15 protein-coding genes are annotated in these 18,518 nt (G+C 70.4%); 5 read left to right on the top strand and 10 right to left on the bottom strand.

Annotation, left to right across the window (positions count from 1 at the left end; translation table 11 throughout):
- The first annotated feature begins 58 nt into the window (after positions 1 to 58).
- The 3 genes from BLR04_RS40010 (at position 59) to BLR04_RS30315 (ending at position 1,902) form a co-directional block, all read left to right on the top strand.
- Positions 59 to 241 (top strand): hypothetical protein, encoded by a 183-nt coding sequence (locus BLR04_RS40010; RefSeq protein ID WP_143022273.1) that lies wholly within the window; start codon positions 59 to 61, stop codon positions 239 to 241.
- Positions 234 to 1,391, top strand: a complete 1,158-nt coding sequence (locus BLR04_RS30310) for an aKG-HExxH-type peptide beta-hydroxylase (RefSeq protein ID WP_090771696.1) — start codon at positions 234 to 236, stop codon at positions 1,389 to 1,391. Before BLR04_RS40010 ends, BLR04_RS30310 begins: the two co-directional genes overlap by 8 nt.
- 247 nt (positions 1,392 to 1,638) lie before the next feature.
- The gene (locus BLR04_RS30315) at positions 1,639 to 1,902 is read left to right on the top strand and encodes an alpha/beta fold hydrolase family protein (protein WP_176903363.1); all 264 of its coding nucleotides are present in this window, start codon (positions 1,639 to 1,641) and stop codon (positions 1,900 to 1,902) included.
- A 34-nt stretch (positions 1,903 to 1,936) separates the two neighbouring features.
- Here the strand turns inward: BLR04_RS30315 and fxsT are convergent, their stop codons facing one another.
- Positions 1,937 to 4,504 (bottom strand): FxSxx-COOH system tetratricopeptide repeat protein, encoded by a 2,568-nt coding sequence (gene fxsT, locus BLR04_RS30320; RefSeq protein ID WP_176903364.1) that lies wholly within the window; start codon positions 4,502 to 4,504, stop codon positions 1,937 to 1,939.
- A 302-nt stretch (positions 4,505 to 4,806) separates the two neighbouring features.
- Between fxsT and BLR04_RS30325 the strand changes: the two genes are divergently transcribed.
- Positions 4,807 to 5,739 carry an SIR2 family NAD-dependent protein deacylase gene (locus BLR04_RS30325; RefSeq protein ID WP_090771700.1) on the top strand — a complete coding sequence of 311 codons (933 nt, stop codon included), beginning with the start codon at positions 4,807 to 4,809 and terminating at the stop codon, positions 5,737 to 5,739.
- Positions 5,736 to 7,553, top strand: a complete 1,818-nt coding sequence (locus BLR04_RS30330) for a tetratricopeptide repeat protein (protein WP_090771702.1) — start codon at positions 5,736 to 5,738, stop codon at positions 7,551 to 7,553. The genes BLR04_RS30325 and BLR04_RS30330 overlap by 4 nt, the downstream gene beginning before the upstream one ends.
- A gap of 18 nt (positions 7,554 to 7,571) precedes the next feature.
- Here the strand turns inward: BLR04_RS30330 and BLR04_RS30335 are convergent, their stop codons facing one another.
- Genes BLR04_RS30335 through BLR04_RS30375 form a run of 9 tightly spaced genes read right to left on the bottom strand, consistent with a single transcriptional unit; the run spans position 7,572 to position 18,508 of the window.
- Entirely contained in the window at positions 7,572 to 8,462 is an 891-nt protein-coding gene (locus tag BLR04_RS30335; RefSeq protein ID WP_090771704.1) for an RpnC/YadD family protein, read from the bottom strand.
- Between the two features lie 34 nt (positions 8,463 to 8,496).
- Entirely contained in the window at positions 8,497 to 11,217 is a 2,721-nt protein-coding gene (locus tag BLR04_RS30340) for a glycoside hydrolase family 38 N-terminal domain-containing protein (RefSeq protein ID WP_090771706.1), read from the bottom strand.
- Complete coding sequence (locus tag BLR04_RS30345) at positions 11,214 to 12,293, bottom strand: Gfo/Idh/MocA family protein (RefSeq protein ID WP_090771707.1); 1,080 nt, start codon at positions 12,291 to 12,293, stop codon at positions 11,214 to 11,216. The genes BLR04_RS30340 and BLR04_RS30345 overlap by 4 nt, the downstream gene beginning before the upstream one ends.
- Positions 12,290 to 13,177 (bottom strand): TIM barrel protein, encoded by an 888-nt coding sequence (locus BLR04_RS30350; protein WP_090771709.1) that lies wholly within the window; start codon positions 13,175 to 13,177, stop codon positions 12,290 to 12,292. Before BLR04_RS30350 ends, BLR04_RS30345 begins: the two co-directional genes overlap by 4 nt.
- Positions 13,168 to 14,358, bottom strand: coding sequence for a CehA/McbA family metallohydrolase (locus BLR04_RS30355; protein WP_090771711.1), 1,191 nt, complete (start codon positions 14,356 to 14,358; stop codon positions 13,168 to 13,170). Before BLR04_RS30355 ends, BLR04_RS30350 begins: the two co-directional genes overlap by 10 nt.
- Positions 14,355 to 15,419, bottom strand: coding sequence for an ABC transporter ATP-binding protein (locus tag BLR04_RS30360; protein WP_090771713.1), 1,065 nt, complete (start codon positions 15,417 to 15,419; stop codon positions 14,355 to 14,357). The genes BLR04_RS30355 and BLR04_RS30360 overlap by 4 nt, the downstream gene beginning before the upstream one ends.
- A complete protein-coding gene (locus BLR04_RS30365; protein ID WP_090771715.1) occupies positions 15,419 to 16,237 on the bottom strand; it encodes a carbohydrate ABC transporter permease in 819 nt (272 codons plus the stop codon). The genes BLR04_RS30360 and BLR04_RS30365 overlap by 1 nt, the downstream gene beginning before the upstream one ends.
- Entirely contained in the window at positions 16,234 to 17,166 is a 933-nt protein-coding gene (locus BLR04_RS30370) for a carbohydrate ABC transporter permease (protein ID WP_218129231.1), read from the bottom strand. Before BLR04_RS30370 ends, BLR04_RS30365 begins: the two co-directional genes overlap by 4 nt.
- A complete protein-coding gene (locus BLR04_RS30375; RefSeq protein ID WP_090771772.1) occupies positions 17,141 to 18,508 on the bottom strand; it encodes an extracellular solute-binding protein in 1,368 nt (455 codons plus the stop codon). Before BLR04_RS30375 ends, BLR04_RS30370 begins: the two co-directional genes overlap by 26 nt.
- Between the last annotated feature and the right edge of the window lie 10 nt (positions 18,509 to 18,518).

The raw sequence follows: 18,518 nt of genomic DNA on the forward strand, positions 1-18,518 counted from the left end.
TTTCATTAGCGCAAAGCCCCGTCGTATCATCGGCCCAGGAGCCGAGAAGGGACTCTCGATGGCAGAACCGGCTCACGCGGTCGGCACCGGTCTAGCGGAGCTGACTGACCTGACGCTGCTCCAACTGACCACACTCGACGACACCACGCTCGACACCGTGGTGGCCAGAATTCTGGGGAGAAACGGCCCACGCGACCGGCTGTGGCAGAAGAACGACGGCGACGCCCCATGTGATGACTGACGGGAAGCCGGCGGCCGAGACGTACGAGATCTGCCACGATCTGGCCCACGGAGACCCCACGCCCGATTTACTGGACCGGCTCCGCAATGTCCAGCTCCGCAGGAACCAGCTGCTCCTTGAGGCGGTGCGGCGGCAGGTGCGCGGCACCGCCGCCGACGCCGACTTCCGCACACTGGCCCGGCTCCAGCTGAGCGCCCCGCGGCTCATGACGGAGCTTCTGCTCCTTCCCCAGGTGGGCTGCTGGGCGGTGGACGCCCTACGGCACCTGCACGACGGGCAGGATCCCGACCTCGCCTATCTCTCCTCCTTCACCGCCGGGGCGGCGCTGCGCGCCGGCGACCGGCCGTTGCCGCGACCCGGCACCGTGATCCCCGGGCTCGGCACGTTCACCGACACCGGGCTCGTCCCCGTCCCGTCGCTGCACGCGCGCGCGAACGGGCTGAACCTGTCCGTCACGCTCGACGCCGACGACCCGTACCTCGCCCGGTACGGCAGGCGGGGCGGCAGCGACACGTCGTGGTGGCAGCAGGCGTTGGAGCCGGCCTGGCAGCTGCTCTGTGAACGCCACCGCGACGCCGCAACGGCGATCGCCGCGCTGTTCACCACCCTCGTCCCGCTCGAGATCCCGGCGGGCGGCCAGCCCGCCAGCGCGACCTCGGGCTGGGCGTACGGCGCGATAGCGCTCTCGCCCCCTCCCGATCCGACCGCGTTCGCCGAGAGCCTGGTCCACGAGGTGTGGCACCTGCTCCTCAGCACCGTCGAAGATCTGACCGAGCTGGCCCTCCCCGATGACGGGCGCCGGTGGTACGCGCCCTGGCGCCCGGACGCGCGTCCCCTGGCCGCGCTGCTGCAGGGCTGCTTCGCCAGCTTCGGGATCACCGCGTTCTGGCGCGCCGAACGCGGTGCGGGCGGTCAGCGGGCCGGGACAGAGTTCGCCTACCGCCGGGCGATCACGCACGACGCGCTCACCCGAGCCGCGAGGTCGGGAAGCCTGACTCCACCCGGCGAGATCCTCGTCCACGGGCTCCTCGACCGGATCGGCCCGTGGCTCGAAGAACCGGTGCCGGCCGCGGCCGAGCGGCGCGCGAGACAGCTCCAGGACGAGCACCGGACGCGATGGCTGCGCGCCAACCCGGGGCTACCGGCGTAACCGGTCATGCCCGGATTCTGGCGGCCGGCCCCTCGAAATAGCTCCGGTGGACGGCGAGCAGGTCCACCTGTTCGGGGTCCAACAGCCATACCAGGTTGGCCCCCTCGTCCACCGTCGACTCGCCGCCCGCCCTACACCGTCGCCGATATGGCTTCCGACGCGCTGGCCGTCCTGGACGCGTTCGGGGCCGGACGGGCCCACCTCGTGGGCGCTTCCCCCGCCCGGGCCCGAGCTGCTCGCCGCGCTCATGGCATCGTCACCCGGCCCCGCGCCGTCCCTGGAGGAGTACCTCGCGGCCCGCCTGCCGCTGTGGCGCGCACTGCACGGCCGGGTGCTGCCGTTCAACGAGGACGAGTACCGCGTGATGGAGCAGCGCGCGTACGAACGGGCGCGCGACCTGCAGGCCGCACTCAACCACACCCTCGCCGGCGCCGCCGAACAAGGCTCTGCACCCGACCTGACCGCCATAACCGCACCGACGCTGGTCCTGCACGGCACGGAGAGCCCCTGAGACAGCAGGTCCTCTTTGACGACGGGCCAGGACGTCAGTCGTTCATGGGCTCGATGCCGAGGTTGATGCGGCCGTACTGCGCAGCCTGGCGGGCATGTGGGTGGTCGGGCATGAGCGAGTTCTGGTAGGCCTCCAGCACGCCCTGCCGCAGACTCTGCGCGCCTTCCTTGTCGCCGGCCGCATTGCGGTCAAGAGAGAGGTTGGCCATGGCGGCCAGCGTGTTGGGGTGGCCGGCGCCGCGCGTGTCCGCGCAGCGTTCGACCACCGTCTCCCCCATGCGCCGGGCCCGCGCCACCTCGCCCAGCGCGGCCAGGTCGCTGGCCAGGTTGTGCATGGCGATCAGCGTGTTGGGATGGGCGTCGCCCAGCCGGTTGCGCAGCCCTTCGACGGCCCGCTCGTTCAGCGCGCGGGCGCCGCCCGGGTTGTTCCTGACCCTGAGCACGATGGCGAGGGTCGCGCAGGCGATGAGCGTGTTGGGATGGTCGAAACCCGCCACTTTCTCCAGGCTCAGCACCGTCTCCTCGCCCAGCCGCTGGGCGCCGGCGAGGTCCTCGTTGAGCCGGTAGTCGTTGATGAGGTTCGTGGCCGACTGCAGCGTCTGACGGTGTTCGGGGCCGAGCACCGACCTGTGCAGCTCCCACGCCTTGCGTCCCTGCTCGAAGGCGTCCTCGTAGAGCCCGACCCGGTTGAGCGCCACGCCGAAGTCGATGGCGACCAGCAACCGGAAGTCGTTCCACGGCTCGTCCTTGCGTTCGAGCGTGTTGCTGACCTGCCTGATCAGGTCGAGGGACTCCTCGTAACGCCCGAGGCCGCGCAGGTCGCGGGCGCGGGCGAACTGGGAGCCCAGGGTCGGATCGCCGACCGGGCCGAAGATGCGCTGCCGTTCGGCGAGGGTCTCGTCGTCGTATGCGAGCGCGTCGGCGAAGCGGCCCAGGCACCTGAGGCTCACCGCCAGGTTGTTGCGGATCCGCAGCGTGTCGGGATGGTCGGGACGCAGCTCCCGCTCGAAGATCGGCAGCAGCCGCTGGTCGTTCTCCAGGGCGTCGGAGTAGCGCCCCAGCAGTCGTAGCCCGATCCCGTGAGCTCTGGCGCAGCTCAGGTAGACGGGGTCGACCTCGCCGAAATTGTCACGCAGCCGCTGGAGGGTGTCGGCGAGCATGTCGAGGCTCTGCGCCCACTCTCCGGCCATGCGGAGCGCGTTGCCCACCTGCAGCGCCAGCGCCAGGGTCTGCTTGTCGTCCCTGCCGAACCTCTCGCGCCACAGGTCGAGCGTGGGACGGCCGAGGCGCAGGCTCTCCTGGAAACCGCCACGGAGGGCGAGATGCTGGACCTGGTTGATGATCAGCCGGCGGACCAGGGGGTTGCCGGACTCGACGGCTCCGGAGGGCACCAGATGCTGCAGGGAATGCTGGTAATGCAACTCGCTGCCCTCGCGATCGACCGACCCGGGGTCGGACGCCGCCAGCAGGATGTGCGCGATGTCCCGGTAGCGCGCCGCGGCCTCCGGGTCCTCGCGCAGCAGGCGGTCTCTCGTCACGGCCTGCACGACCCGGTGGAGCTGCACCACGTTGCGCACGCCGTCGAGCTTGAGCATGGAGAAGCGGCCCAGCTCGCGCGCCGCCCTGCGGAACTCGGTCACCGACCCCAGCACCCGGTCGAGCGGCTCGGCAAGGCCGGCGGCCGCGGTGGGCTGCACGAGCAGCTCCTCGGCGATCGGCTCCGCCGAAAGGCTGGCCAGCAGGTTGAACAGCGCATGCGCCTCGGGCGAGATCCGGTTGCGGGCCACGCTCCAGGTCGTGGCGACCGTCTGCGGGTACTTGATGTCGACCGAGCTGGCCAGGAGCTCGTGCGCGTTGGCGCGGAACAGTTCGAGATACTCGGCGATGCTCGTGCCGGTCTCGTTCAAATATGCGGCGGCGTGCTCAGCGGCCAGCGGAAGGTTTCCGAGCTGGTCGGCCAGTGCACGTGCTTCGGCCTCGGCGTCCACGGATCGCGACGTACCCGGGGCGGAGAGGGCGGTCACCCGTTTGTACAGGAACTTGACCGTATCCTCAGGGGCGAACTCCCCGACCTCGATGCCGTCGGCGTCAATGGCCCGCCGCCAGTGGCGGTCGCGCGTGGTGATGATGACGTGGCCGCCACCCGAGGGCAGGTAGTTCTGGATCGCCTTCGCCCCCTGGACGTTGTCGTAGATGAGCAGCCATCGCCGGTACGGGCGGCGGTCGGCCAGCGCCGACAGCACCAGCCGGGCGGAGTAGTCGCGGTCGTCGGGGCGGAAGCCGTCGAGAGACATCCTGCGTCCGAGGGCGACCAGCGAGTTGACGATGGTCTCCTCCTGCTCGGACCTGATCCACCACACGAGGTCGTACTCGTCGCTGTGCCGATGGGCGTACTCGGCGGCCAGTTCGGTCTTGCCGATGCCGCCCATGCCGTAGAGGGGCTGTGGCGGCTGGCCGACCGACGCGACGGAGTGCTCGGCCAGGCGCTCGCGCAGCTCGGCGAGCTCACGATCACGACCGGTGAAGTAGCGATTACGAAACGGTACTTCCCGCCCCCAGAGGGTGGGCTGCCGTTCTTCTCGCGCCAGACCCTCCAACGCCATCACCACCACCGTCGCCGTTCGGTTGTCGCCTTCGATCCTAATGCGATTAGCGTTCATCGACAGGTCGCGAAACGGTTGCCGGAAAGAACGTTCAGCCCCATAAGTGGACCGACCTTAATAGCCGTTCGGTTACCGGACAAAACGGTCTCCACCCGACAGGCATCACTATCATGTATCAGAGATGCGAGACATGATCCATACTCAGTAGTCGGCCATTCAGGGCTATTGACGGCGGCGGTCCTTTCATAGACCCTCTGAGAGAGTCGAGCACTGGCACCGCCATACCCGAAAGGCGGTTGCGGGTGGACAGCGGGGAAATTGACTGCGACAACGAGGCCGCCTGGGATCTGCTGATCGGGGATCTCAACAATGGAGACTGCATCCCCTTCCTCGGTGCGGGAGCCAGCGCGGAGCGCCTCCCGCTCGGTGGGCAGCTCGCGGAGAAATGGGCGGCCAAGATCCATTATCCGTACCCGGTCAACGGAAATCTCGCACATGTCATGCAGTACGCGACCACGATGGTGTATCGCGATGCGACACGTACGAAACGGGAATTCCTCAGAGCTCATTTCTCCGACGTCGCCCCGCCGGACGGTTCTGACCGATTCCCGGTGCATGCCGTGCTGGCGCGATACCCTCTCCCCCTGTACATCACCACCAACTACGACGACTTCATGTTCCGCGCTCTGCAACAGGCGCGAAAACAGCCGGCCTGGGACCTCTGCCCGTGGTACGCGATGTCCCCCGACGACTGGACCAGGAGCCCGTTCCGTGATTCGGCCTACACCCCGTGCGTGGAACGGCCGCTGGTGTTCCACCTCCACGGTCACCACGACGAACCACGTTCCATCGTGCTCATCGAGGACGACTACCTCGACTTCCTGGTCAGGCTGGCACAGGACGGCAGGCACATGACCGCCTCCGCACCCGGCGGTCACACGATGACGCTGCTGCCATCCGAGATCCGCACCGCGCTGCGGACCAAGGCCCTGCTCTTCATCGGCTACGGCCTGCGCGACTGGACGTTCCACGTCATGTTCCGCACCCTGCTGCACGGCCTGCCCGGCACCATGCGCAGGGAACACGCCAGTATCCAGCTCAATCCCAAGGACCACGGCGCCGACGAACGCCGCTACCTGGAGCGCTACTTCCAGTCCCAGAACATCCGCATCCTGTGGGAGACGCCGCGCTCGCTCAACGACAGGCTGGCCGCCGGTCTCAAGGGGGCGCCATGACGAGTGGTCCCCCTGAGCCGTACATCGGTCCGCGCCCGTTCCGCCGGGCCGAGTCGGCGCTGTTCCACGGACGGCCGGTGGAAGCCCGCCGGCTCAAGGACATGTGGCTGTCCGAACGCGTCGTGGTGCTGCACGGCCCCGCCGCGGTCGGCAAGACGTCCCTGCTGCACGCCGGGGTGCTCCCGCTGCTGGAGAACGAACCGCACGCGCTGGTGCTGCCGGTCGGCCGGCTGATCCACCAGCCGACCTGGCCGCTCGCCCACGCGTCCGGGCCCGGCGGGTACCGTTTCACCCTGGTCAGCAGCTGGACGCCCGCCGGCCAGACCCCCGATCCCGGGCAACCGGTCGGGTCGGCGCTCCAGAGCATCGTCGCGGCCACCCCGCGCCGGCGCGTGCTGGCCGCGATCGACCATCTGGAAGAGCTGTTCACCGCCTTCCCCGCCCGCCTCGCGGAGCGCGAGCGCCTCGTCGGCGAGCTCGCCGAGGCCATGCGTGATCTGCCGCTCAACCTGCTGCTCGTGGTGCGCGACGACCAGCTCGCCACGCTGAGCGGGTACGAAGGGCTGCTCGGCCCGCAGCCTTTCACGTACGTGCGGCTGGAAGGGCTCGATCGGGCCGCCGCCGTGGCCGCCGTGACCGGGCCCCTGTCCGGCAGCGGGCGCCGGTACGCGGCGGGCGTCGCCGAGCAGCTGGTCGACCGGCTGCGCACCACCAGCTACACCGACCGGCTGGGCGAGAGCGTCGAGCTCGTCAGCGAGCGCGTCTCGCCGTTCGAGCTGCAGATCGCGTGCGCGGCCCTCTGGACGAGCCTGGGGAGCACCGACGACACGATCACCGCTGAACAGCTCGCCCGGTTCGGTGATCTCGCCGGCATCCTCGCCGCCTATTTCGACCGGACCGTCCATGACGTCAGTGTGGAGACCGGCGTAGCGGAAGCGGAGCTCCGCGCCTGGATAGAGACCACGTTCATCACGGAACGCGGCACCCGCGGCACCGCCTACCGCGGCCTGACCCAGACCGGTGACATGCCCAACGCCGTCGTCGACGCGCTCGTCGCCCGGCACATCCTCACGGAGGAGCAGCGTGCCAGGAGCCTGTGGTACCAACTGGGCCAGGAACGCCTGGTCGAAGCCGTCCGCACCGCCAACCGCGCGTTCCACGGGCCGCTCGTCGGCGGCGACCGGCGCGAACGATCGCCCGCCGATTTCCGCGCCGCCGCCGAGGCGGCGCTGGGCGAGGGGAACTTCGTCTCCGCCCGCCGCTTCGCCGACGTGGCCGCCGACCGCTTCCTGGAGGCGGGCGACGACCGGCAGTTCGCCAACCTGCTGACGTTCAAGGCGGAGGTCGCCAGGGTGGAGGGCGACCTGGAGTCGGCCAAGGAGACGCTGACCGCGGCCCGTTCCCAGTTCGAGAGCCAGCAGGACACGCTCGCCACCGTACGGGTCCTGACCGCGCTCGCCGAGGTGTGCCTGTCGATGGGACGCCCCGACGAGGCCGTCGACCTCGGCAGGCAGGCGGTGTCCAGGATGCCGGGGGACGTCGCGTCCCGTACGGTGCTCGCGCACGCGCTCTGGCGGGCGGGCTCCCCGGCCGACGCGGAAGCCACCTACAACGACGCGCTCGACCTGGACCGCGACGCCCCGCGGGCACTCTACGGACGCGGCCGCGTCCGGATCTCCCTGCGCAACTACCGCGGCGCCCTCGCCGACCTCGACCGAGCCCTGTCGCTGGGCCTCCCCCGAGCCGAGGAAGACCAGGCCCGCCAAAGCCGCCAGGAAGCCCTGACCGCCCTCAACCCCCCGCGGGAAACCTGACCAGCGAGCTCGCAGACCTCACCCGAAGATCTGCTCTGCCGACTCGACCTCGATCGCCCGCATCAACCAGTCATGCAGCTGATCGGGGTCCTGGCAACCGAAGACCCGCTCCCGCACCCGCTTGGACACCGGAATCCCCCGCCTGTCCAAGACATCGAGCACATCCTGAGCCCTGCCCTCGATCTTCCCCTCGAGCTTGCCCTCGAGCTTTCCCTTCGCTTCGCCTTCGGCGAGCAGACGTTCGGCGTATTCGCCCTGGTACGGGTACGTCATCATGGCCATTCGCCGGTCCCAATCTCGCTGTGCGTCACCGCTCAGTGACAGGTTGATGTATCGAGCGTACCTCCAGGCCACGTCTCGATCGATGGCGTTCAGCGCTTGCTCGACCACATCGGCGATGGCGTGGAACTGCGGGTGATCGCTCTTGGTGACGGTCGAGATGACCGCCAGGCCGATGTTGTCCACGGCCTGGGACACATCGGTGATGACCGGAGTGTTGCCCCCATGGATGACCAAGGGCGTCAGCGCCAGACCCGGGTGTCCGGTCTCGATCTTCTGCTCGGCCCAGCGGGCCACGCGCGCGTTGGGGCAGATGACCACCAGGCAGGCCGGACATTTCTCTCGCGCCCGGAAATTGGCGATGTACTCCAGCCACGCGTAGAGCTTGTCGTCATCGGGCCTGCGTTGCGTCTCGACGATGACGCCGAACTTCTCCTCGGCCTTCCCGTACAGGATGGCGCCGTCGGCCCGGCACACGCCGGGGTCGGCCTCCGAGAGGTCGGGCGAGGCGAGGCGCGCCTCGCCCGACTCCGGGATCGGCAGGTCGAACAGGGCCCGCAGCATCTGTCTCGTGTGGCCGAGATCCAGGACCGCGAGCTTGTTCAGACCTTCGTGTTGCGACGTGATCACGCCGCGATATTACTCGTAGTTACATCAACATTACCTAGAGTTTGCGGAACTGGATGGTGGCGATCTCCCACGGGCCCAGCGGCAGGCGTAGCCCGCCGTCCGTCACGGAAAGGGAGGCGCCAGGACGGCCGCGGAGGTCGGCGTGGCGGGCCTCCGCGAGGTCGCCCGCGATGACGGCCTCGGTGGCGTCGGGGGTGAGGGCGACGACCCGGAGTTCCGACCAGCCGTCGCGGTCCCTGAGCGACGTCATCACGACGCCGTCGCCGGTCACCGAGAGCCCGGTCGCGGGAGCGGGCAGGGGCAGGGACGGGTCTGCCTGGCCCGGCGTCACGAGCAGGTCGTGGCGGAACGCCTCCGCGTGCGGGACCACTTCCTGCCACGACTGCGCGTACGGCATCAGCGCGAGGCTCACCGAGCGGCGCCCGCGGGACTGCGCGGCCGGGGTGGGCAGCTGCGGGCCGGCGGGCTCGGGGCGCAGGGCGTTGCGGTTGCGCGAGAGGTAACCGACCGAGCGCAACAGCGTGAGCGCCAGCTCGCCGCCGGTCAGCTCGTACTCGGTGACGTGCTCCAGCAGCGCCGCGACGCCTCCGGCGGCCACCCACGACGAGGCAGGGAAGGTCGGCAGCGGGGTCTCGCCGCAGCCGGCCTCCGCGACGGTGCCGCGCCGGACGACCGAGAACTGGCCCTCCGCGTACGACTCCGACGCCTCGGCGGGCAGCGGCACGTGCAGGCGTACCCGGTGGTCGTCGCTGCGGTTGTCGAACTCGACGTGCAGCCGCACGAACGGCTCACCGGCGCGCAGCTCCACCCGGGTGGAGACGACGGTCTCCTCCAGGCGGGCCGAACGCGACGCGGCCGGCAGCTCCGGCGCGCCCTCGACGCCGTCGCCCGAGGCCGGCCACAGGTACGTGCGCCGCACCTCGACCGCCGCGACGAGCGGCCCCGAGCAGATCAGCTCGGTCTCGACGCTCTCCGGCTCGGAGACCACCAGGTCGTCGGCCGGGGGCGCGTAGTTGTAGGTGTCGCCCACGTCGCCGCCGTCGACGACGCGGCCCGCGCCCGTGACGGTCGTCCCGTCGCGGGAGACCAGGGTGAGCGTGCCGTCGGCCGCGATCGCGACCCGCAGCAGGCCGTTGTCGAGCACGTCGGCCTCGACGCGCACCGGCTGCGGCGCGGCGTCGGAGCCGCGCCAGCACGCCTCGTGGTGCTCGCCGTCCCGCGCGCCGCCGTACGCCTGGTCGTGCGGGGCGGGGCGGAGGCTGGTGTGGCCCAGCGGCGGGGCCTCCACCAGGGCGGCCACCGTACGGCGGGGCTCGGCGACGATACGGACGCGGGTCACGCCGTCGAGCCGCGCGCGCAGCTCCTCCATGTCCATGGTGACCGTCGTCTCGCGGGCCACCGTGAACGTCAGCGTGCCGTCCTCGACCGACCAGCCCGTGATGTGCTGGCCGTACAGCTCGGTGCCGTGGACGAACGTGAGCGCCGTGGCCGGGTCCATCTCCTCGTCGAGCAGCAGCGTGGCGGCGTGCTCGAGCGGCTGGACGGGCACGGGACGGCCGGAGGCGTCGACGAGCGGGTCGGTGCCGGCGACGTCCACGACCACGACGCCGCTCCGGGTGGCGGGCGTCGGGTTGACCACGAGCACGCCGCCGGAGGGCACCTCGCTCGCCAGACGGGCGGTCACCATGTCGCGGACGGCCTGGCCGAGGTGTTCGGCCTCGGCGATGCGGGCGGCGACCTGCTGGGCGGTGTCGTCCACGCCGCAGCCGGTCACGGAGTCGTGGCCGCTGGCGTCCACGAGCCGCCACCACGCCATGTCGAGGAAGCGGCCCGGCCACGCGCCGCCCCAGAGGGTGGACAGCGGCTCGGCGTAGCGTTCGACCATCCGCTCGGCGCGGCCCATGGCCTGCTTGACGTGCGGGCGGATCGAGATGACGCCGGGCAGGATGTTGGCGCGGGCGTGCGAGCGCAGCTCGCCCTCGACCCTGGGCAGGCCGTCCACCTCGGCGGAGTGGGCGGCGATGTAGCCGGTCAGGGTGTCCATGCGGGCGCCGATCGTGGCCACCATCTCCGGCAGCCCGCGTACGGGTGCGGAGTGGTCGGTGCCGTACATCGCGAGCAGCGGGCCCTCGGGACCGTGCCACTCACGCATGGTCGCGGTGAACGCGGCGGCCCTGCCCTCGAGCCCTTCTGCGTCGGCGAACATGTACGCGCCGTTGCCGTACCCGCCCGCCGGGAGGTACTGGGTGCGCAGCGCCGTGCCGTCGGGGGCGACCCAGGCGAACGCGTCGGTGACGACGGAGGACGGCACGCCGCGGTAGACGCACGCGTGCAGCAGCCCGGCCTTGCGCAGGATCTGCGGCATCTGGGCGGTGTGGCCGAACATGTCGGGCAGGTAGCCGACCGGCATGGCGCCGCCGAGCTTGTCGGCGCGGGACATGCCGAGTTCGAGGTTGCGGACGATGTTCTCGCCCGAGCACAGGAACTCGTCCAGCAGGATCTGCCACGGCCCGACCGCGAGCCGCCCCGACTCCACGAGCGCGGCGATGCGGTCGCGGTTCTCCGGACGCACCTCGAGGTAGTCGTCCACGCAGGCGAGCTGCCCGTCGAGGGTGAAGTGGTAGCCGGGCTCGCGCTCCATGGTGTCGAGCACCTCGTCGAGCAGGGCCACGAGGCGCAGGCGGAACCGCTGGAACGGCTCGTACCACTCCCGATCCCAGTGGGTGTGCGGGACGACGACGATCTCGTTGCTCACGCGGACTCTCCTCCGATGGGCAGGTCGTGCTGGACGGCGTAACGGGCGGCGATGCGCTGGGCCGTCACGATGTCCTCGAGCGCGCCGGCCACGTCGGTGAGCGGCTGCTTGCCCTCGTTCACGTAAGCATGGAAAGCGGCGAGCTGCACCTCGAACGCCTCGGTCACGTCGCGCCACTCGGTGCGGCTCTCGCCCCCGGACACCACGGTGAGCGTGGTCGGGGCGTTCATCAGGTACGGGGCCGGGAAGACCAGCTCGAGCGTGCCCTTGTCGTGGTGGATGGCCACGGTCTCGCGGTAGGCCGGGTAGTCCTCGAGGTAGTGCCAGCGGACGGAGAACCGGCCGCGGACGGGCAGCGGCCCGGAGATCTCGACGGAGCCGAGCTGCTCGCCCCACGTCTCCACGTACGAGATCTCGCGAGGGGAGCCCGTGAAGCGCCGCAGCAGCGACAGGTCGTGGCAGATGGAACCCAGCGAGACGCCGTAAAGGGCCCGGACGGACTCCGGCGCCGACTCGCCGAGCGCGCGTGACACCAGCTCGGTCTCGGCGGCGCGCAGCGAGGCGAGCAGGTCGGCGTCCACGTCGTGGGCCTGCTGCAGGTTGGCGAACGCCAGCTGCGACGCGCCGCTCGGGTGCAGCACGGTCACGTCGACCGACCGGATCGCCCCGGGGCCGCCCAGCTCGGCCAGCAGTTCCTCGGCCCGCCGGACCGCGGGGTCGTACTGCTTCATGTAGCCGACCATCAGCCGTCCCTCGGGCAGCGCGGCCACCTCGGCACGCGTGAGGGCGAGCGGCTTCTCGCACAGGACGGCGTAGCCGCCTTCGAGTGCGCGGCGCACGGTCTCTCCGTGGGAGCCGGAGTTCAGCACGACGACGGCCTCGAAGCCGCCCTCGGCGAGCATGTCCTCCACCGAGGTGTGGCGGCTCGTGGCGCCCAGGCGGTCGCCGACGGCGTCGGCCAGGGTGCGCGACAGGTCGCAGACGGCGACCACCTCGAACAGGTCACGCCGACGCGACAGCAGCGGCACGTACACCGCCTGCGTGACGGCTCCGCACCCGACAAGCGCGATTCTCAAAGTCCCAGTTCCTTCAGCATCAGGCGGTTGGCCGCCTGGTCGGCGATGTTCTCGGCGACGGTGCGCCGTCCCGGCAGGGTGTCCTGCTCGACGATGACCCAGCCGGAGTAGTCGATCTCGTCGAGCGTCTCGACCACGGCGGGCAGGTCCAGCACGCCCTGGCCGAGCGGCGCGAACCCGCCGCGGCGGGTCAGCTCGCGCAGGTCGACGCCGTCGGCGTGGGCCTGGGCGAGGATCTTCAGGTCACCGTCCTTGACGTGGACGTGCCCGATCCGGCCGGCCCACGCGCGCAGCGCCGCGACGGGGTCTCCCCCGGCCAGCAGCAGGTGGCCGGTGTCGAGGCAGAGCTGCACGTCGGTCAGTTCGAGCAGCCGCTCGGTCTCCTCGGCGGTCTCCACGTACGTGCCGAGGTGGTGGTGGAAGACGGGGTCGAAGCCGCGCTCGCGGCACCGGTCGACGGCCTCCTGGACGCGGGCGGCGTACCCGGGCCATTCCGAGGCGTCCAGCCCGGGGGTGTCCCCTCCGGGACGGGCGAAGCGGTGCGGCGCGCCCGAGCAGCCGAGCGTGGGCCGCGGCGGGAGCGGCCCGACCGGCGCGGCGGCGAACATGTCGAGCGTCGCGTCGAGGGTCGGGAGCCCGCGCCGGAACTCCTCGGCGTCGCTGTAGCGCAGGTCGATCCAGCCGCCGGCGAGCCACAGGCTGCCGAGGTTATCGGCCAGGGTCTCGGCGGTGCCCAGGTAGCCGAGCGGGCCGAGGTCGATGCCGTCGTAGCCGGCTTCGGTCAGAGCGTGGATCATCTCGGTGGCGGTCAGCGGCGCCGGTCCGTCGACCAGTTCGAACACGCCGAAGCTGACCGGCGCGTTGGCGACTTTCCTCACGCGCATAGCGCGATCACCTCGTTCTCGTGAGTTTCCAACCGGTGCGGCCCCTCGATCGCGGGGAGCAGCACCCGCTCGCCGCGGACGACCTGCCGCGTTCCGTCGGGACGGACGAGCACCAGCCCGTCGGCGTCCAGGGCGAGCAGTTCGTCGCCGAGCCGGAGCAGCAGCGGCGCGTCAGGCCCGGCGGAGACGGCGGTGCGGCCGCCGCGTACGCCGTCCAGCACGCCGTCCACCGTCGGGCCCGTGGCGTCGGCCAGCACCCAGGTGGTGGGCGCGCCTGGCAGGCCGTCCTCGCCCATGCGGTGGAAGTCGCTGCCGCCGATGACGACCAGGTCGTCGCGCCAGGCGCCGGCCCAGGACAGGGGGGCGCCCCAGCGGCGGTCCCACCAGCCGGAGTGCCAGATCTCGGCCACGCGGGGGCGGCGGGTCACCGGCTGCAGCCAGGCGCAGTCGCCGCCGAGCGGGTGGTTGATCGAGATGATGCCGTTCTCGCGCTCGGCGTGGTCGACCCAGGAGTCGACGGGCTGACGGAAGTCGACCCAGCCGACGTCGCCGAACACGTTCGCGTGGCCGCGGTCGGTGGTGACCTCCTGGCCGGGGAGGAGCATGATGTCCCGGTCGACCTTGCGCAGCCACGGGTGGTGGCTGACGGTGTTGTGGTCGGTGACGGCGAGGAAGTCGAGCCCGCGCCCGTGGGCCAGCTCGGCCAGTTCCGGGATGCTCAGCGAGCCGTCGCTGTGCAGGGTGTGGGCGTGGAAGTCGCCGGCGTACCAGCGCAGGCCGTCGATGTCGGGGATGTCCCGGCGCGGCGGGCGCTCGCCGTGCGGCGGCTCGGCCACGACCGGCTCGGGCGGGGCCGTGGTCTCGAACGTCACGTCGAGCGTGTAGTCGAGCCCCTGCGGCGGGATGCGGTGCAGCCGCAGCCACACGTGCCACGTGCCGGCCTCGGGCTCGCCGGGCAGATAGCCGGGCGTCGCCCAGCCCGGCGTGATCGTGTACTCGTCGCGCGCGCCGCCCGACCAGCCGCGGAAACCGTCCGGCGAGGAGCAGCCGAGGTCGATCACCCCCTGCGACCGGTCGTAGGACAGCCGTACGGTGACGGCCGCCGTGCCCGCGGGGACCTCGAACGGCACTTCGCGCAGGATGCGCTCCAGCCGGTCATCGAGGGTCCAATGCCCTTTCACACCAATTCTCCATTTCGATACACGAGTGCGCGGTCGTGCCGTGGCAGGGCGTAGCCGTCGTCCCCGATCGCAGGCTCACTGCCCTCGGGGACGATCGCCTGCACGGTCACGTCGTTGACGTCAAGCGTCACGAGGTGGGTGGCGCCCAGGTTCTCCACGATGGCCACCTTGCCACCGAACGCACCCTCGGCGGGTTCCGCCGCGTAGGTCATGTATTCGGGCCGCACGCCGTACACGATCTCGGCGCCGTCGGGGACGCGCCCCTTCGCCGACGTCGGCACGGCGACCGAGTGACCCGCCACTTCCAGTGTGTCACCGCGGACGACGCCGTCGAGGAGGTTCATCGGGGTGGACCCGATGAAGGACGCGACGAAGGTGTTCGCCGGTCGCTGGAACACCTCGGCGGGCGTGCCGATCTGCCGGATGTGCCCGGCCTCCATGACGGCCATGCGGTCGGCCATGGCGAGCGCCTCGGCCTGGTCGTGGGTGACGAACACGGTGGTGACGCCCAGCTCGCGCTGCAGCTTCTTGAGGAACGTCCGCGCTTCCAGCCGCAGCCGCGCGTCGAGGTTGGACAGCGGCTCGTCGAACAGGAACGCCTGCGCCTGGGTGGCCATCACCCGGGCGAGCGCGACGCGCTGCTGCTGGCCGCCGGACAGCTGGCCCGGCCGCCGGTCCATGAGGTGGTCGAGGCCGAGCCGCGCGCCGACCTCGGCCGCCTTCTCGCGGCGGGCGGGCTTGGCCACCTTCTTGATCCGCAGCGGGTAGCCGATGTTGTCGGTGACGTCCATGTGGGGGAAGAGCGCGTAGTCCTGGAAGACCATCGCGATGTCCCTGGCGCCCGGCTGCAGGTTGGTGACGTCGCGGTCGCCGATGACCACGGCTCCGCCGGTGGCCGTCTCCAGGCCCGCGATCGTGCGCAGCAGCGTGGTCTTGCCGCAGCCGGACGGCCCGAGCAGGGCGAAGAACTCGCCCTCGGGGATGGTCAGGTCGAGTGCGTCGAGCGCCTTGACCCCGCCGGGGTAGACCTTGGTCAGCGCCCGTAATTCGATGGCAGCCATCAGCGCTTGATCCCTCCGTGGAAGCGGAAGCCGTACTTTTTGCTGACAAACAGGTACATCAGCACCACCGGGACCGAGTACAGCAGCCCGAACGTGGACAACATCTTGAGGTTCGCCTGTCCGCCCTCGGTGTACAGCGTGTACGTGATGACCGCCGCCGGCTGCTTCTCCACGTCGCTCAGCAGCAGGTACGGCATCAGGAAGTTCCCCCACACGTTCGCGACCGCCCACACTCCGATGGTCGCGAGGCCCGGCCGTACGAGGGGGACGACGACGTGCCGGACGATCTGCAGCGGCGAGGCCCCGAACACCCGGGCCGACTCCTCGTACGACTTCGGCGTGGAGTCCATGAAGTCCTTCATCATGAAGATCGCGGCGGGCAGCAGTCCGCCGGTCAGGATGAGGATCAGCCCGAACTGGGAGTCGATGAGGTTCAGCTCGACCGCGAGCTGGAACAGCGGCACCATCGCGGCCGTCCCCGTGATGATGGACGACAGCAGCAGCAGCGCGTACAGCAGCGCGTCACGTCCGGGCAGCCGTACCCGGCTCAGCGCGTACGCGGCCAGCGCCGCCAGGAGGACGACCAGCAGCGCGGTCCCGACGGACAGCACGACCGAGTTCCACAGCGACGGCAGCGCGTACGGATGGTCGATGACCGCCTGGAAGTTCTCCAGGGTGAAGTCGGGCACCTTGACCTCGTACGTGGGGTTCGAGGTGAAGGGCGCCGTCACGAGCCACAGCAGCGGGATGGTGAAGAACGCCAGCAGCACGGCGATGAGCGTGTAGAAGCCGATCCGGCCCAGCACGAAACGCGTCATTTCTTGCTCCGCAGCAGCCGCAGGTAGAACACCGCCACGACCAGGTTGATCAGGAGGATGACCGTGGACACCGCGGCGCCGTGGCCGAGCTCACCGCTCTGCAGCGCCACCTTGTAGACGTGCACGGCCAGCACCTCGGACCTGCCGTCGGGACCGCCCGCGGTGAGCAGGAACGGGCTGAAGTCGTTGAACGTCCACAGGCTGATCAGCAGCAGGTTCGTGAGGATGTGGCCCCTGATGTGCGGGAAGACCACGTCGCGCAGCTGTTGCCAGCCGGACGCCCCCGCCAGGCGGGCGCTCTCCAGGTGGGAGGGCGGCACGTTGCCGAGGGCGGCGCCGTACAACATCATCGAGAAGGCCGTGCCGCGCCAGGTGTTGAAGATGATGATCGACAACATCGGGTGGTCGAGCAGCCAGGGGAAGCCCGGGATGCCGAGCATCGCGTTGAGCGTGCCGTCGTCGGCGTCGAGCAGGGCCACCCACAGGAACGACACGATCGCGCTCGGGAGGATCCAGGCGAGGATGACCAGGCCCTCGACCGCCCGCTTGAGCGGACCGGTGCGGTCGCGCATCAGCCAGGCGATGGTGAAGCCGAGCACGACCTGCCCGATGACGGCCGAGCCGAGCACGAACTGGAGGGTCAGCCAGGTCGAGTTCCATAACTCGGGGGTGGTGACCGCTTCGATGAGATTGTCCAGGCCGACGAACTGCGGCTCGGCGGCGGCGGCGCCGGTGAGCCGGTAGTTGGTGAGCCCGAGATAGAGCACCCAGAGGGCGGGGAAGACGAGGAAAACCGCGATGAGCAGCAGCGCGGGGGCCACGAAGGCGGCCGCCCTGCCGCGCCCCAGGCCCGCCGCGTCGGAGCTGTATCCGCCGCGGCGGGACCTGTCTTCCTGCACGACCTCAGGAGGCGATGTTGCCTGCGCCACCGACGATTCCTTCGAGCTTCTTCTGGTAGTCGGCCGCGGCCTGGTCGGGGGCCGTGCCGCTGACGATCGCGGCGGTGGCCTCCTGCAGCGCCACCGAAACCTGCGTGTAGACGGCGAGCGGCGGACGGTAGGCCGTCACCGGCAGCACCTTCTCCGAGACGAACGTCAGCAGCGGGTCTCCGGCGAGGATCTCCTTGTTGACGTCGGTGCGCGGGGTGATGCGCATGTTGCCGTCCTTGGTCTCCTCGCGCAGCGCGTCCGGAGAGAGCATGAACGTGAGCAGCTCGAAGGCTTCCTTCGGGTGCGCGCTGTTGGGGTTGACGGTCCGCACGCCGCCGCCCGACATGCTGACGAAGTCCTGGCCGTGGATGCCCTTGCCCGGCTCGATCGCCGGGATCATGGCGTACCCGACGGTCTGGTCGCGGTCGGCCATCGGGGCGACGCCGGTCTTGGGGTTGACCACGCTGCGCCAGAAGTAGTCGCCTTCGAGCAGGATGCCGACCTCACCCTCGGCGAACTGCTGGAACGACTTGTCGCGGCCCTTGGCCTCCTGCTGGAGCTTGGGGTCGCCGAGGCCGCCGCCGTAGATCTTCTGGTAGAGGCCGAGGACGTCCTTGACCGGCTGCGAGGCGCCGGACCACTTGCCGTCCTGCTGCACCTCGCCGCCCGCGCCCGCGAGCAGCGGCAGCGCGCCCTGCATCGAGGTGGCCTCGCCCATCGCGGTGCCCGCGTTGAGCTGGATCGGCACGGGCACGCCGGCCGACTTCAGCTTGGCGCTCGCGTCGAGGATCTCCTGCCAGCTCGTGGGCTGCCAGTCGGCCGGCAGACCGGCCTTGGCGAACAGCGTCTTGTTGAAGTAGAGGACGCGGCCGTCGGTGCCGACCGGCAGCGCGTACTTCTTGCCGTTGAAGCTCGCCATCTCCTGGACGGCGCCGGGGATCTGCGCCCAGCCGTCCCAGCTGTCGGCCTCGGGGCCGACGAACTCCGACAGCGGCTTGACGTAGCCGGCCTCGGCGAACTCGCCCACCCAGATGCTGTCGAAGTCGAACACGTCCGCGCCCTTGCCCGACTTCAGATCGAGGGAGAGCTTGGTCTTGTACTGTTCGTCGTCGACACCGCTGGGCACGAACTTGACCGTGACGTCCTTGCCCTTCGCCTTCTGGGCCTCCTCGAACTTGGGGATGACCCACTTCGTGATGTGCTCGGCCGAGGCGCTGTTCTTTCCGCCCGCGATGGCGTTGGCGGCGATGGTGAGTTCGACGGTGTCACCTCCCCCACCCGACGACTGGCCGCAGGCGGCCAACCCCAGACCGGCCGCGGCTATCGCCGCGACCACACTCATCGACCGTTTC

This window comes from Nonomuraea maritima, assembly GCF_900100395.1.
Classification (GTDB): Bacteria; Actinomycetota; Actinomycetes; order Streptosporangiales; family Streptosporangiaceae; genus Nonomuraea; species Nonomuraea maritima.